Here is a 14690-nt window from a genome sequence, read left to right on the forward strand (position 1 = left end):
TAGGACCATGCGGCGCCGCCGTTTCAGTGAAGAGCAGATCATCGGCGTGTTAAGGGAGCACGAAGCCGGCATGAAGCCGTCGGACCTCTGCCGGAAGCACGGGATCAGCGAGACGACGCTCTACAAGTGGAAGGCCGAGTTCGGCGGGATGACGGTGCCGGAGACGGCGCGTCTGCGCACGCTCGAGGAGGAGAACCGTCGACTGAAGAAGCTCTTGGCCGAGCAGATGCTCGATAACGCCGTGCTGAAGGATCTCCTGGGAAAAAACTGATGACGCCTGCAGCCCGGTTCGATGCCGTGCGGCGGGCGATCGCCGGTCACGGACTGTCGGAACGACGGGCCTGCAGGCTTCTCGGCGTGGATCGAGCGAGCTTCCAGTACAAGCGGAGCGGCAGCGACGATGCCGCCGTGCGAGCCTGGCTGCGCGAACTGGCCAGCGAGCGACGACGCTTCGGCTATCGGCGTCTGGCGATCCTGCTGCGGCGGGAAGGTCGGGCGATCAATCTGAAGCGCGTCTATCGGCTGCACAAGGAAGAACGGCTGATGGTGCGCAAGCGAGGCGGGCGGAAACGGGCCTTGGGCACGCGAGCACCGGCGACGATCCCGCAAGGGCCGAACCAGCGCTGGTCGCTCGACTTCGTCTCGGACGCCCTCGACGACGGTTGCCGCTTCCGTGTGCTGAACGTGGTCGACGACTTCTCGCGGGAATGCCTCGCCTGCGTGGTCGACACGTCGTTGTCGGAGACCCCGCCGCTCGCGGAAAGCACCATTGATGACCCGTGTGAAGACAACCGGCGTGGCTCCCAGACCGAAAATCGCGATGGCCGTCCACGAGAAATAGTATCGCTCGATCGAACCGTTGGACGCCGCGAGCGTCATGTAACTCAGGCCCAACCCCATCAACGAGACTGGAGCCACCAGCCGCGCGCCGAACCTATCGATGAACGTCGCGAACAACGGGCCGACAACGAAAACGGACCCGGCGAGCAAGGACAGTCCGCCGAAGATGGTCCTGAACGACCAGCCAAATTCTTCGGCGAAGATCGGTGCGAGGATGCCGATCGTGTAGAATGGGATGGCAGGCAAACCCAACGCCGAGCCAAGCAATCCGCCGATTATCAGCGGCAAGCCGTTTTTGAGCTCAGAGACGTCCATTTCCCTCAGCGAAGTGGGTCCTTTTGCACAAACGGGCAGCTCAGCAATCACGTCATAGGAAGAGCCACCACACTAATTTATCGTTGCCGGCGGCATGTACAAGTTTCGCGATAACCCTGCATGCGAACCGAGCGGCATTGATGTAGGCACTCGATGAGGATGCTACTCCTGGCTGTCCGCTCGCGGGCGAGCTCCGTTCTCAACTCGCAGCTAGGCATGAGGCGTGTTTTTCAGATGAACCTATCGCGCGCGCAGTTGAGAGCTCCCTGTCGAAAAGAGAGGTTCTGTCGACGGTAGTCGGGCGGGGGGCGCCACTTGGTAATCCGAGCGAAAGTCCACTCGGATTGGCATCCCCCATCGCCAACCGAGCCGACGATTTTTCGTTATTTCGCCGTATGCAGCAATTCGCTGAACGCGCAGGGAGTGAACCGTTGCAGACCTCGACGACGTGCGGTTTCGGGCACCATGCGTCATAGCGCTACAGCGAACATAAAGTTCTCTTCTAGGTCACTCGCGGCCCGCCAGATTGCCATGTAATCCATTGGAAATAATTGCTTTTTTCTTTGGTGTCGATTGAGGCCCCACTTTGGGCCCCATTCTGATCTTGCCATTGAGGGTGTACGCCGGAGCACGCAAGATCGCTTCGGCGAGCGCCATGTGCCAGCGAAGGAGGCGCTGCGGACACCGAAAGCCGGTGAAGAACACGCAGCGTACAAAGCTGTTGCCGCCGTTGCCGGAGCTCTTTGGTGCCACAAGCAGAAGTTTGCTGCTGCGACGACGGATGGCCGGTTTGGGCCGAGAGGAGACTGTCAGCTTCTAGGAATAGGGCGCGGGAAGTAGACCTAACGCACGCGTTCAACACGCTCCTGAGTTCGAATCTCGCTCGGTGGGCCACGCCCGACGAAGATGAGCATTACGTCTACGCTATAGCCCTCTAACGCCGCCCGATATTGATCGTTTCGATCGCTAGGTGTTTGCCGATGAGGAATTGGCCTGAGACATACTACCAGGTGATCAGCGGCGCTTTTCGCAGCCACATATCTGCGGTGACTTGCTGCACGACGAAATCTGCGACATCGGCTCGGGCGATGGTCCCGCCATGAACCCCTGACAGGTCGGTCAACGCCTTGATGCCACCGCGCGCCGGCTTGTCGTTGAGCACGGTCGGCCGGATGATGATCCAGTCGAGCGTGCTGGCCCGGATCGCATCCTCCTGGCGATCCTTGTCCTCATAGACCGTCCGCAGCATCAGGGGAAGGAACAGCCGGTCATAGAAGAAGCCGCCATGCCCGCGGCTGTCGCCGGCGCCAAGGCCGGTGATGCACACCAGCCGGCGGATGTTCTGCTGTGCCATGATGCCGACCAGCGCTCGGGTCGCCGTCGAGAGCAGGGTCACCTTGCGGAACGGGCTGATAGCGGTGCCCAGCGAACTGACGACGGCATCACAGCCTGCGATGGCGCTGGTCAACGCGGCAGTATCGCGGGCGTCGCCTTCGACGAGTTCGGCGCCAGCAAGGTCTGCGGCCTTTGCCTTGGAACGAACGAGGGCCACGACCGTGTATCCCTTTGCGACGGCCTTGCCAACGATCAGCCGGCCGGTGGCGCCTGTGGCGCCCAATACCAAAATTTTCATGTCAAATCTCCGAAGCTGTGATGATGGACGGGGAAGGATCGCTGAGCCGCTGGTCGAGGAAATCAGCGACGGCGTTTAGGGACTGCTCGGCTGCAAGAAACCGCCCGAAAGAGGGTTGGGAGACATGCGGCATGCCTTCCCAAACCGACAGCGTGATCTGATGCTCAATCTGCGCCGATCCACCGCGCCGCGGCCTCTGCCGTATCCTGGGGACGGTTATTGAAGGCGATCGCCGCCTTCGGCGCGCCCTGGTGGATGGCGTTCACGACCCTCTCGAAAAACAGCAACCCTTTTGGCGGGATGCGAAGGCCGCCACCGATCACGACGCAATCGTAGTCCGTCTCCACCAACTGCGCGGCCAGTACGGCGATGCCGCTGTCATCGGGAGCGATCATGCAGATATCGCCAGCCCAACCGCGCTCGGTCATGGTCGTCCCTGCGATGTCGATGCCCGCCTGGATCTTTTCAGCATTGAACCCGGGTGGCAGGGACGGATCGGTAAAGTCGACGGTTTCCGGCGTCTGCCCGACAAACAATACGCGTGTCATGATCAAACTCCTTTGAGAGGGTTGGAGGGGAGGGCGTCGTCGTCCGGGGCATCGAGCCGCTGGCGGAGAAAGTCGCTGATCGCGTTCACGGACTGCTCGGCCGCGAGAAACTGGCCGAGGCAGGACTGGAAGACGTGCGGCATGCCCTCCCAGACCGACAGCGTGATCTCCACGCCCGCCGCTTGCGCCCGCTCAGTGTAGCGGCTGGAATCGGCGAGCAGCACTTCATTGTCGCCGACATCGATGCGGATCGGCGGCAGGCCGTCGAGCCGTGAATGGAGCGGCGATGCCTTGGGGTTCGCGGCATCCTGGCCCTGAAGATACATGTCGGCAAAGCCCTGGAGCACGCCGCGCGTGAAGATCGGGTCGGCCTCCGCCCGTGTTTCGAAGCTTTCGCCGGTAAGCGCCAGGTCGGTCCAGGGCGACATGGCCATCGCGCCGACCGGCTGCACCATGCCCTCGGCCTTGTCGGCTGCGAGGATCGACAGCAGCGACAGCGTCAGGCCGCCGCCCGCCGAGTCGCCCACAACCACGATCCGTTTGGCCCCGTCCGCGACGAGGCCGCGATAGGCGGCGACCGCATCGTCGATCGCGGCCGGAAACGGATGCTCGGGCGCCAGTCGGTAGTCCGGGACGAAAGCATCGGCGCCGACGCGTGCGGCGATCTGGCCCGCGAAACGGGTCAGCGCCTGGGCCGAGCCGAGCACATAGCCGCCACCGTGAAGATAGAGGATGCGCGCGCCCGGTCGTGCATTTGTCGGCCGAAGCCAGAAGCCCGCAATGCCGCCGACCGTCGCGGCCTCGACCCGGACATCCGCCGCAGCGGGTGTTGCGGCAAACATGGCGTCGAACATCGGCCGCGCCTCGGGTCCGAGTTTCTCACCCTTATGGGTCGAGGCGGCCTGTCGCATCGCGGCCGCAGCTGGGGCGTCTTCAGGCGAGAGGGGTTGGATCGTCATCATGGCAGGCCTCCTTTGTTGGGGTAATTGCGGGCTCAGCCCTTCGCCCATTGGGTCGCGGCATCCCTGGCAAAAGCGGCATAGGAGCGCGGGGCTCGACCGAGGAGCTTGGTCAGGCGCGCGATGTCGTCAGCGGTCGCCACTGCGCCTTCCGCCTGATAGCGGGCGAACATCAGGCGCAGGTCGAGCGCGTGCCAGGCGGGCAGCATGGTCTTCGTGCGCTGCTCCATGACGACGAGATCGTCGCCGCCATAGCGGATCGCGCGGCCGAGGGCTTCACTCCAGATGGTGGCGATACCTTCGCCGGTCAGGCTGTCCGGACCAACCAAGGCGTAGGTCTCGCGGCCGAGCGGCGTCACGGCCTGCTCGCGACGAACCAGCTCGATGGCGGCGGCCTCGCCGATGTCGCGGATATCGACCATCGAGACGCCTTTCTCGCCGATCGGCGCGCCATAGACGCCGGCCTTCAGAAGTCCGTCCTTCTGACGAAGATCGTTCTGGATGAAGTAGGCGGGACGCAGAACCGTCGCGGGCAAGTCGAGCGCCTTGATCATGCGCTCGACCGTGTACTTGCCCGCAAAATGCGGCACGTCGGCATAGGCGTCGCCGCCGAATACCGAGAGATAGACGATGCCCTAGATACCGGCCTCGCGCGCGACCGTCAGGGTCAGCATCGCCTGGGTCAGTTCATCGGCGACATTCGGGGCGAGGACGAACAGCGTGCTGACGCCCGTCATCGCCGCGCGTGCCGAATCCGGATCGGCAAGGTCACCGCGGACCGCCGTCACGCCCACGGGAAGTCCGGCCGTCTCGGGCGAGCGCGTCAGAGCGCGGACATCGGCGTTGCGACCTCGTAGTTGCGCCAGAACCTGCGCCCCGATGGTTCCTGTGCTGCCTGTAACGAGAATGGTCATGTCGAAATCTCCTCATGAGTTGCGATCCGTATGTCTTGAGGAACAACATAGCCGTTTCATTATTATACGGCAGATGCCACTATCGAGATAATCTGTCTCAAAATTGGAACACTAGGATGGACCTTCAGGCGTTGTCCGACTTCGATCTCGTCGCTGCCCATGGCGGGTTCGGCCGCGCTGCCCGCGTCTCCGGCCGCTCCAAGGCCACGCTGTCGCGGCGGGTCGCCGAACTCGAACAGGGCCTCGGCGTGCGGCTGATCGAGCGCGGGTCCCAGAGCCTGCGACTGACGGATGAAGGACGGGCGCTTCATGAGCGCACGCGCGGGCTGCTCAGTGAAATCGCGGAGGCCGGAGAGGCGGTCGTCCTTGGCGCGTCGACGCCGAAAGGCAGGCTGCGGGTCAGTGCGCCGGTCGTCTTCGCGCATGTGGCGCTTCCCCGGATCGGAGCGCGCTTTGCCCTGGCTTATCCGGAAGTCCAGCTCGAAATCGTTGCCGAGGACCGCAAGGTCGATCCGGTCGAAGATGGCTACGATCTGATCATCCGGATTGACCCGTCGCCGGACGAGCGCCTCGTCGGCCGCCGCTTCCTCAACGATGAACGCCTAATCGTGGCGCCGCCCGGCATGCCACGCCCCTTTCCAAGGGCAGATGGCGACGAATTGGCGGCAAAGGCCGTTCTGCTTTCCGGGACACCGCCCGGGACTCTGTGGCGGATGAGCTCCGGAATGGAGGCTGACATCGTCCTGAGGCCGGACCCGATTCTCCGCCTCTCTTCGCTCCTGATGGTCCGCGATGCCGTGCTGGCGGGGGCGGGTGCGGCCTTGCTGCCAAAACTCCTTGTTGCCGAAGATATCGAGGCCGGCAGGCTTGCTTATTGGGGAACGCATGCCGGTGCGCCTGTGGAGATCTGGGCATTGCAGAGTTCACGCCGCCTGATCGGCGCCAAGGTGCGCGCCTTCCTGGAGGTGGTCGAGAAAGCGTTTCCGGAAAAGGTCTTCATCGCGCCACTATGAGCGACATATGGAGTGTTCCGTCTCTATCTTGAATCCGAATGGTTGATTCAGGAAGTGCCGGAGATACACATCATTCCAGGATCGTGTTCCAATACCCGGTCCGCATGCATACATTTCGACAGCCTTGAGAACAGACGCGCGAGTTCCCTGAGTCCGGGAGTTCTTGATTGCCTATCAGAGCTGGCACACCGTAGTCCCACTGTAGGGAAACGGCGACGATCGGCGGCAATTAGTTCATAAATCGGGTCAATTTGACCGAGTGTGGCGGGCCGCGCCCGATGAAGATGAGCACTATGTCTACGCTATAGCCCTCCGAAGCACGATAATTGAGTGATAGTAGCGCTGGGCCACGATACTCTGTCCGAAGTGTCAACCCGCGCCACTGGCCCGTGTTCGAACTATCGGCGAAGATGGCTACGACGTGACCGACGATGTCTGCAGTTTCGGCCAAGCATCGAGTGGCAATGGAAGCAATCTTATTCGCTTTGCGCGAAAATGGCCAAAGCCGCACGAGCCAAATTCCTGAAGGACGGTGTAGAGATTGTCTATGAGCGGGCCGCAGTTTCCTAAGGCGAAACCGGAGCGAACATCTCCTGGTGGGCTGGAAAAGTACATCAGCGGGACCACGTTGATCAGCAGCGACGGACCGGCGTGGAAAGACGTCTTCGTGCAGGTCTTCTCCCGCAATCGCGTTCAACAGCCTTTCCTGGTTCCCACTGTCGCTGAACCGCTCATCGTCTGGATCATGTCGGGCAGTGCCACCGTCGAAGAGCGGGAACTTGGTGGTGAATGGACAGCGAACCGCGTCTGTGTCGGCGATTTCTTCCTGACGCGGTCGCCTGCTCCCTATGAAATGCGCTGGCAGGCCGACGGTGATCGGCCATTTCAGGTGATGCACCTCTATGTCTCCATCCCGCTGTTCGAAAAGATAGTACGAGAACTGCTGGGCAAGGTCGGTGGCAATGTCACCTTGAAGGATGTCTCCGGTGCTCGCGACACGGCGCTCTCGCATATCCTGAGCCTTCTCTATGGGGAACTGGCCGCCGAAAATGGCGGCAGCGTGCTGTTCGTCGAAGGACTGGCACAGAGCTTGGCCGTGCATCTCGTGCGCCACTATGCAATTAAAGATACGGAAGCGCGTGCCCCAAATGCCTTACCCGGCTCGAAACTGCGGCGGGCTATTGCCTTCATGGTTGCCCGGCTTGATCAGCCCTTTGATCTCAACAGCCTGGCGCATGAGGTGGGAATGAGCCCGTTCCATTTCAGTCGGCTCTTCAAGAAATCGACCGGGATGGCACCCTCGCGGTATTTCATTCGGCAGCGCGTCGCTAAAGCGCAGCAATTGCTGCAGGAAACCGACACCAGCATCATCGAAATCGGAATGACCGTCGGCTACTCCAGCCCCAGCCATTTTGCGCAGGTCTTCCGCCGTGAGGCGGGTCTCTCGCCCACCGACTATCGCCGAGGCTGAGGTAAATCGAGCTTGCCGATTGCGAATTGAGCAATATCCCGACAGCCTCGGCAATGCGCCGAGAGATGAAAAAAGCCGGGGTTTCATAGAGTTCTCCCTGTCGAACGCGAACGCCTTTCCACTCTTGGACGGGTTCGCAAGCAACAAGGAGACGAGCCGTGACGAATATCAATGGAAAAGCCGCGCTGATTACCGGCGCATCGAGCGGTATCGGCGCAGCGACGGCTCTCAAGCTGGCTGCCAGAGGCGTCAAGGTCGGCATCGCGGCCCGGCGTATTGATCGCCTCGACGCCCTGAAGGCCGAGATCATAAAAGCGGGCGGCGACGCTCTCGTGATCGAAATGGACGTGGTCGATCCGGCCAGTGTCGAAGCGGGAGTCAAGAAGCTGGCCGATACCTACGGCTCGATTGACATTCTCTTCAACAATGCTGGCCTGATGCCGCTTTCCGACGTTGACCAGCTCAAGATCAGTGAATGGCATCGCATGGTCGATGTTAACGTGAAGGGCTTGCTCAACACGACGGCGGCCGTACTGCCGCTGATGATCAAGCAGCATTCGGGCCACATCTTTAACACCTCGTCGATTGCCGGTCGTAAGGTCTTCAAAGGGCTTTCGGTCTATTGCGCGACGAAGCACGCAGTGACCGCTTTCTCCGACGGCCTGCGCATGGAGGTCGGGCAGAAGCACAACATCTGCGTCACCTGCATCCAGCCCGGTGCCGTCGCCACCGAGCTCTATGACCAGATCACGGACCCCGGCTACCGCCAGCAGATGGAAGACCTCACCAAGCAGATGACCTTCCTGCAGGGCGCGGATATCGCCGACACGATTCTGTTTGCGCTCCAGGCGCCGGCCCACGTCAACGTCGCGGAACTCTTCGTTCTGCCGATCGACCAGGGCTGGTAAGGCCCACCCCATACACCGGGGGCGTCCACCTTCCCGTCGTTGACGGGAAGGTCGGCGGTCAAGGAACCACACCATGACGGAATTGCCAGCCTCGCAGTATTGGGCGGTAATTTGTTCGTAAAATTAGCCTTTTGGGTGAAATTGGCGGGCCGGAGGGAATTCGAACGCCTACATTGAAATAGTCTGCTGGCGTTCGGCTCGGCCATAAGCAATGTCCGTTTTCAGGAAGTCCTCATTATTACCCGAACGACCGACATCGGGGCGCGTTGCGGTCGAAGATTGGCGGCTACCTGCATAGCCGCTTTCCCAACTTCGCCAACGAGAAGAGGTCGGGCAGGAATCTACCCCCAGCCGGTCATGGCTGCGGGAGATCTTGACGTTGCGCCCTATTTACCCTCTTTCATAACTGCACTCTGTTCTCGCTCTGGTCCGTCTTGGAGCGGGTTGCAAACTCGTTGGGGGTGAGGCCGCCAAGGCCGCGTGCGGCCGGTAGGCATTGTAGTCCAGGCAAGATCGTCTCCGGCAACCTGCCCAGGCTGGAGCGCTTCATCGCTACCGATCACAGATTCGCAGAGGCGCACCGCGAGGCTGGCAGCGCGGCGGGCGTCGGACCATCGGCCGCGAGCTAAAGTACCGACCTTCTTGAATGACTCTCGGGTCGATGGCCGGAGGTCATGACGAACGAAATCAACCGGAAGGTTTGGCGAGTTCATTTCGGGTCCAGTCCGAGTTCGACGACAGCACGCAGGCCGGACCGCTCCGTGCGGTTGTCCATCGCGAGGCGGGCGCCAATACGCGCCAACGCGGCCTCCGCGATGGCAAGCCCGAGGCCCGAGCCGGAACCGGCTGCCTTGCGGCCACGATAGAAGCGCTGGCGCACGAGGCTGAGTTCCTCGGCGGGAATGCCGGGACCCTCATCCTCGATCACGAGCCTGTCCGCCCCCTCGAGGCGCCAGTGGATCATGCCGTCCGTCATGTTCTGGACGGCGTTCTCCTGAAGGTTTCGCAGCACGAGCGAGAGGGTGTCACGTTCTATCAGACGCCGGCTGTGGGCCAGGTCGGGATCGACCACGGTAACCACCCCCGGCGGGTGCGGCACGGTATCGGCGATGTCACGGATGAGGGCGCCGAGTTCCATCTCGGCGCCCCGGCCGGCGGTGCCGGCGTCAAGGCGCGCGAGGGCAAGGAGTTGCCGGACAAGGCGACTGGTGCGGTCCACCGAAGCGATGATCTGCCGCAGCGCGTTCTCCCGCATCTGCGTCTCGCCGGCGGCCAGAGCCACCTGCGCCTGCGTCTTCAGCCCGGCCAGCGGCGTACGCAGCTCATGAGCCGCGAAAGCGGTAACGTCGCGCTCATTGGCCCGCGCCGCTTCCACCTTGGCGAACAGCCCATTCAGGGCCGTGATGAGCGGCTGGATTTCGGATGGCGCGCCGTCGGGTGGGACCGGCCGCATGTCCTCGCCCTCGCGGGCGGCGATCTCCTCCGCGGCCCGGTTCAGCGGGCGCAGACCGCGTCCGAGGCTCCACCAGATCAGCAGGCCCAGCAGCGGCATGGCAAGCAGCGCCGGGGCGGCGAGCCCGGCGACGAGGTCGCGTACCAGCTTGTCGCGCAGCCCGATCCGGTCGCCGACCACCACGCGAACATCCTTTTCCGGATCGACGATGGTGTAGACGCGCCAGGTGTCGCCACCCACCTCGCGATCCGAAAACCCTTCGCTCTCGTCGGCCAGCGCGGCGTCGGGCGCGCCGGAGGACCGGGCGAGGAGGCGTCCGTCGAATGACCATATCTGGCAGGAGAGCTGGCGCTCATAGCCGCCGGACAGCGGGGGCAGCGTGCCGGCGAGAGCCGGTTTTTCGGCTCCCTCCAGACGCTCGCCGGTCATTACCAGCGAGTGCACCATGCGTGCGGCCTCCTGCAGGCGGGTGTCGAGCACATGCTCCAGCTCGTTGCGGCTGCCGAAGCTGATCCAGGCGACGGCGCACAGCCAGATCAGGCCGGTGGCCGCCATCAGGATGAGGAAGAGCCGGCGGCGCAGCGAGCTCATGCCGGCACCCGCAGCCGATAGCCCAACCCGCGCACCGTCTCGATCACCTCGCGGCCCAGCTTGGCGCGCAGATTGTGCACATAGACCTCGACCGTGTTGCTCTCCACTTCCTCCTGCCAGCCATAGAGCCGTTCTTCCAGTTCACCCTTGGAGCGGATGACGCCCGGCCGCTCCATCAGCATGGACAGCACCGCGAATTCCCGCCGCGACACCCCCACGGGGGAACTGTCCAGTGTCACGGAGAGCATGGCGGGATCCAGCGCGAGGCCGCCATGGGTGAGCAGCGGGCTCGCCCGCCCGCTGCCGCGACGCACGAGGGCGCGCAGCCGCGCCGCAAGCTCATCGAGATCGAACGGCTTGCCGAGATAATCATCGGCGCCGGCGTCGAGCCCGCGAATGCGGTCCGGGGTCTCGTCCAGGGCCGTGAGGAGAATCACCGGCGTCGCGTCCTGCCGCGCGCGCAGCGCCGCCAGCACATCCAGCCCCAAGCCGTCCGGTAGCATGAGGTCGAGCACGACGGCATCGAAGCGCGAGCCGGCGAGCGCCGCCTGCGCGTCGGCGCAGCTGGTCACGGCGTCCACCGTCAGCCCGGCCAGGGTGAGCCCGGCACGAAGGCCGTCTGCCAGCACCGGGTCGTCCTCGACCAGAAGGATACGCATCACGCCCTGTTCATCCCCATTCGTTCCGCATTCGCATCAGCGGCTCCCAGCTTAAGCCTGGCTTAAGGTGGAGATAAGAGCGCTGCACCGCGACGAATGTGGAGCGGTGACGCGATGGCATGGCACTTACTGGCAGGGGCTTTTCGGTCGGCGGCGCTGGTGCTGGCGTGTCTTTCGCCACTGAGTGCCGGCGCCAACGAGGCCGCCGGCTTCACTGCGCTCTTCGCGCCCTCGACCGCCCGCGCGCCCTTCACGCTTGAGGCGGCGCGCTCGCCCTCCGGCGCGCTGCTGCTGCGCTGGAAGGTCGGGCCCGGCAATTATCTCTACCGAGACAGCCTCGAGGCCACACTTGACGGTGTGCCCGTGCCGCTGGAGCGGCCGGCCGGCGAGGCCAAGAACGACCCCAATTTCGGCGTCGTGCAGATTTTCCATCGGGATGTCGAGGCCAGCGCCGGCGACCTCGCCCATACGGACCGGCTCCGAGTCAGCTATCAGGGCTGCTCGGACCGGGGCATCTGCTTTCCTCCGCAGGTGCGCCTCGTCGATCTCGCGACACTCGCCATAGAGGAAACGTCGCCCGGCCTTGAGACCCCCCCGGCGGACGCGTCGAGCCGGGAAAGCCCCGCCTCGGCGGCGGCGGCCACCGGCGCGCCGGTGGCGGTGGGGGTCGAAGCGAATGACAGCGACGGCACCGAGGCGCTTTTGCAAGGCGGCCTCGGCTGGACGATGCTGGCCTTTCTCGGCTTCGGACTGCTGCTGGCGCTCACGCCCTGCGTGTTCCCGATGATCCCGATCCTCGCCGGCATGCTCACCCGCTCGGGCGAGGCGCTGACATGGCAGCGCAGCCTCGTGCTCACGGGCGCCTATGTGCTTGCCATGGCCGGCGCCTATGGGCTGGTCGGCGCGGTCGCCGGCTGGTCGGGGGCGAACCTGCAGGCCGCGCTGCAGACGCCGCTGGCGCTGGGGCTGACGGCGGTGATCTTCCTCGCGCTGGCGCTGTCCATGTTCGGTCTGTTCGATCTCGCGCTTCCGGCGGGGCTTTCCGCCCGGTTGGCCGGGCGCGGCGGCAACGGTTCTATCGGTGGCGCGGCGGTGCTGGGCTTCGGCTCAGCGCTTATCGTCGGCCCCTGCGTGACCCCGCCGCTGGCCGGCGCCATGCTCTATGCCGCCGCAACCGGCGACGCCGCCACCGGGGCGGGCGCGCTGTTCATGCTGGGTCTCGGCATGGGATTGCCGCTGATGCTGGTCGGACTGTTCGGCCCGGCGCTGCTGCCGAGGGGCGGCGTCTGGCTGGAGCGGGCAAAGCAGGCCTTCGGCGTCGTCTTCCTAGGTGTCGCTATTCTCCTTGCCGGGCGGCTGCTGCCCCCGCCGGCGACGCTCGCGATGCTCGGCGTGCTTCTGGTGGGATCGGCGGCGTTCTTCGGCGGGTTTGATCGGCTCACCGCGTCGAGCGGTCCGGCCGCGCGGTTCGCCCGGGGCGGCGGCATGGTGGCCGCGCTCTATGGCGCAACGCTGATCATCGGCGCCGCCGGCGGGGCGCAGGACGCGCTCCGCCCGCTGGCCTTTGCCGCCGCCCCGGCAGCTCAACCGGTCAAGGCGGCCGTCACGGTCGTCTCCTCCGCCACATTCGATCAGGCCATATCCGGAGCCGCCGACGGCGCATCAGGACGACCGATCCTCGTCGACTTCACCGCTGCCTGGTGCACCGTCTGCAAATCGAACGCCACGATCATGGCCGCGCCCGAACTGCGCACCCGGCTCGCCGCTCTGAAGCAGGTCACAGCCGATGTCACCGATTACAACGCGGCCACCCGCGCCCTGATGGAGCGGTTCCGCGTCGTCGGGCCGCCGGCGCTGTTCCTCGTCGACGCGCAGGGGCGGGAGATCCCCGGCTCCCGCATCGTCGGCCCCGTGACCGTCGAGGAAATCACTCGCCGGCTCGATGCCGCCGGCGCCTGACCCCCTTCGCCCCCTTCACCCCTGAATCGCTCAGGAGCTCTCATGCAGCGCCGTCACTTCCTCACGCTTGCCGGCCTCCTCGCCGCCGGCATGGCACTCCCGACCGCGCCGCTTCTGGCCGAGGGTGTCGATGTCGACGCCATCCTGCGCGATCCCGCCGCGCCGACCGCCGGCAACCCGAAGGGCGACGTCACCGTCGTCGCCTTCCTCGATTACAACTGCCCGTTCTGCAAGAAGGCCGCGCCGGATCTGGAGCGGGCGGTAAGAGAGGATGGCAAGATCCGCCTCGTCTACAAGGACTGGCCGATCCTGACCGAAGCCTCGGTCTATGGCGCGCAGATGGCGCTCGCGGCCAAGTACCAGGGCGGCTACGCCAAGGTGCATCACGCTCTGATGGCGATCCCCGGGCGCGGCGTCAGCAAGGAGCAGATGGCGGCTGCGGTCCGTGCATCGGGCGTCGACATCGACCGGCTCAATGCCGATCTCAAGGCTCATGCTGGCGAGATATCCACCCTACTCAAACGTAACCTCGCCCAGGCGGAATCGATCGGCCTGCAGGGCACGCCGACCTATCTCATCGGCCCGTTCCGCACCTCGACGCTCGACTATGCCGGCTTCAAGGAAGCCTTCGCCGAAGCGCGCCGTCGTCAGGCGGCGGAGTGAGCTGATGCAGCGCAGAAATGATCGTCAGACGCTGAGCGGCCTGTCGCGGCGCGGCGTGCTCCTGCTTCTTCCCCTCACGGTCGGTGCCTGCGCGACAGGCCGGCCCGAGCCTGCACCGCCTCCGGCCGCCTCCCCATTCGCCCCGCGCTATGGCGCGTTGGAGGACGGCGGATATCGCGTCCCCGGCGTGCCCGCGGACGAGATGAAGGACCGCAACCGTCGCGCGCTTGTCGACGACCCCACCGGTCAGGCTCCGGGAACGCTGGTGGTCGACCCCAAGAACCGCTTTCTCTATCTGGTGCAGGAGAATGGCAAGGCGCTGCGCTATGGTGTCGGCGTCGGACGCGAGGGGCTGGCGTTCAGCGGCACGGCGGAGGTCGCCTATAAGCGGGCCTGGCCGCGCTGGACGCCGACGCAGAACATGATCGCCCGAGAGCCGGGGAAATACCAGAAATGGGCCGGCGGGATGGAAGGCGGGGAGACCAACCCGCTAGGCGCCCGCGCGCTCTATCTGTTCAAGGGCGGCAAGGACACCCTCTACCGCATCCACGGCACCAACGAACCCTGGTCGATCGGCGAAGCGGTCTCATCCGGCTGCATCCGCATGATGAATCAAGATGTGATCGACCTGTATCAGCGCGTCCCGGACGGCACGAAAGTCGTGGTGCGGCCTGCCGCCCGAGGACTTCAGGCGAGCAGGGCCGAGGCGCTCTTGAACAGCATGTAGCTCGCCACCACGAAGATCAGCGTCGCGAACACCGTGG

General features: G+C 64.5%; 12 protein-coding genes and 2 pseudogenes. 7 read left to right on the top strand and 7 right to left on the bottom strand.

Features of this window, described 5'->3' with window-relative positions; all coding sequences use genetic code 11:
- Positions 1-7 precede the first annotated feature (7 nt).
- Positions 8-741 (top strand): annotated as a pseudogene (locus FHS55_RS23590) (IS3 family transposase); the annotation flags it as partial.
- Between the two features lie 921 nt (positions 742-1662).
- Here FHS55_RS23590 and FHS55_RS19550 read toward each other — a convergent pair.
- The 5 genes and pseudogenes from FHS55_RS19550 to FHS55_RS19570 form a co-directional block, all read right to left on the bottom strand.
- Positions 1663-1908 (bottom strand): hypothetical protein, encoded by a 246-nt coding sequence (locus FHS55_RS19550; RefSeq protein ID WP_183191468.1) that lies wholly within the window; start codon positions 1906-1908, stop codon positions 1663-1665.
- Between the two features lie 250 nt (positions 1909-2158).
- Complete coding sequence (locus tag FHS55_RS19555) at positions 2159-2788, bottom strand: SDR family oxidoreductase (RefSeq protein ID WP_183191469.1); 630 nt, start codon at positions 2786-2788, stop codon at positions 2159-2161.
- A 164-nt stretch (positions 2789-2952) separates the two neighbouring features.
- Complete coding sequence (locus FHS55_RS19560; protein ID WP_183191470.1) at positions 2953-3336, bottom strand: hypothetical protein; 384 nt, start codon at positions 3334-3336, stop codon at positions 2953-2955.
- 2 nt (positions 3337-3338) lie between these two features.
- Positions 3339-4298, bottom strand: a complete 960-nt coding sequence (locus FHS55_RS19565) for an alpha/beta hydrolase (protein WP_183191471.1) — start codon at positions 4296-4298, stop codon at positions 3339-3341.
- A gap of 32 nt (positions 4299-4330) precedes the next feature.
- Positions 4331-5209, bottom strand: a pseudogene (locus FHS55_RS19570) (NmrA/HSCARG family protein).
- A 116-nt stretch (positions 5210-5325) separates the two neighbouring features.
- Here FHS55_RS19570 and FHS55_RS19575 point away from each other — a divergent pair.
- The 3 genes from FHS55_RS19575 (at position 5326) to FHS55_RS19585 (ending at position 8601) form a co-directional block, all read left to right on the top strand.
- Positions 5326-6222, top strand: coding sequence for a LysR family transcriptional regulator (locus FHS55_RS19575; protein ID WP_183191472.1), 897 nt, complete (start codon positions 5326-5328; stop codon positions 6220-6222).
- A 547-nt stretch (positions 6223-6769) separates the two neighbouring features.
- Positions 6770-7693 (top strand): helix-turn-helix domain-containing protein, encoded by a 924-nt coding sequence (locus FHS55_RS19580; RefSeq protein WP_183191473.1) that lies wholly within the window; start codon positions 6770-6772, stop codon positions 7691-7693.
- Positions 7694-7851: 158 nt separating this feature from the next.
- Positions 7852-8601 carry an SDR family NAD(P)-dependent oxidoreductase gene (locus tag FHS55_RS19585; RefSeq protein WP_183191474.1) on the top strand — a complete coding sequence of 250 codons (750 nt, stop codon included), beginning with the start codon at positions 7852-7854 and terminating at the stop codon, positions 8599-8601.
- A 709-nt stretch (positions 8602-9310) separates the two neighbouring features.
- Here the strand turns inward: FHS55_RS19585 and FHS55_RS19590 are convergent.
- Positions 9311-10645, bottom strand: coding sequence for an ATP-binding protein (locus FHS55_RS19590; RefSeq protein ID WP_183191475.1), 1335 nt, complete (start codon positions 10643-10645; stop codon positions 9311-9313).
- Positions 10642-11304, bottom strand: a complete 663-nt coding sequence (locus FHS55_RS19595) for a response regulator (protein ID WP_183191489.1) — start codon at positions 11302-11304, stop codon at positions 10642-10644. The genes FHS55_RS19590 and FHS55_RS19595 overlap by 4 nt, the downstream gene beginning before the upstream one ends.
- A 159-nt stretch (positions 11305-11463) precedes the next feature.
- Here FHS55_RS19595 and dsbD point away from each other — a divergent pair, with 159 nt between their 5' ends.
- The 3 genes from dsbD to FHS55_RS19610 are packed head-to-tail and all read left to right on the top strand — an operon-like array spanning position 11464 to position 14653.
- Entirely contained in the window at positions 11464-13263 is a 1800-nt protein-coding gene (dsbD, locus tag FHS55_RS19600; protein WP_343056290.1) for a protein-disulfide reductase DsbD, read from the top strand.
- A 42-nt stretch (positions 13264-13305) separates the two neighbouring features.
- On the top strand, positions 13306-13926 hold the full coding sequence (locus FHS55_RS19605; protein ID WP_183191477.1) for a DsbA family protein: 621 nt from the start codon (positions 13306-13308) through the stop codon (positions 13924-13926).
- Positions 13927-13930: 4 nt separating this feature from the next.
- On the top strand, positions 13931-14653 hold the full coding sequence (locus FHS55_RS19610) for a L,D-transpeptidase (RefSeq protein WP_183191478.1): 723 nt from the start codon (positions 13931-13933) through the stop codon (positions 14651-14653).
- The last annotated feature ends 37 nt before the right edge of the window (positions 14654-14690 follow it).

The organism is Ancylobacter tetraedralis, from assembly GCF_014195655.1.
Taxonomy (GTDB): Bacteria; Pseudomonadota; Alphaproteobacteria; order Rhizobiales; family Xanthobacteraceae; genus Ancylobacter; species Ancylobacter tetraedralis.

Excerpts from the sequence above, each read along its gene's own strand:
- FHS55_RS19555 (WP_183191469.1), bottom strand. The coding sequence starts at position 2,788 with ATGAAAATTTTGGTATTGGGCGCCACAGGCGCCACCGGCCGGCTGATC.
- FHS55_RS19560 (WP_183191470.1), bottom strand. The coding sequence starts at position 3,336 with ATGACACGCGTATTGTTTGTCGGGCAGACGCCGGAAACCGTCGACTTT.
- FHS55_RS19565 (WP_183191471.1), bottom strand. The coding sequence starts at position 4,298 with ATGATGACGATCCAACCCCTCTCGCCTGAAGACGCCCCAGCTGCGGCC.
- FHS55_RS19575 (WP_183191472.1), top strand. The coding sequence starts at position 5,326 with ATGGACCTTCAGGCGTTGTCCGACTTCGATCTCGTCGCTGCCCATGGC.
- FHS55_RS19580 (WP_183191473.1), top strand. The coding sequence starts at position 6,770 with ATGAGCGGGCCGCAGTTTCCTAAGGCGAAACCGGAGCGAACATCTCCT.
- FHS55_RS19590 (WP_183191475.1), bottom strand. The coding sequence starts at position 10,645 with ATGAGCTCGCTGCGCCGCCGGCTCTTCCTCATCCTGATGGCGGCCACC.
- FHS55_RS19595 (WP_183191489.1), bottom strand. The coding sequence starts at position 11,304 with ATGCGTATCCTTCTGGTCGAGGACGACCCGGTGCTGGCAGACGGCCTT.
- FHS55_RS19605 (WP_183191477.1), top strand. The coding sequence starts at position 13,306 with ATGCAGCGCCGTCACTTCCTCACGCTTGCCGGCCTCCTCGCCGCCGGC.
- FHS55_RS19610 (WP_183191478.1), top strand. The coding sequence starts at position 13,931 with ATGCAGCGCAGAAATGATCGTCAGACGCTGAGCGGCCTGTCGCGGCGC.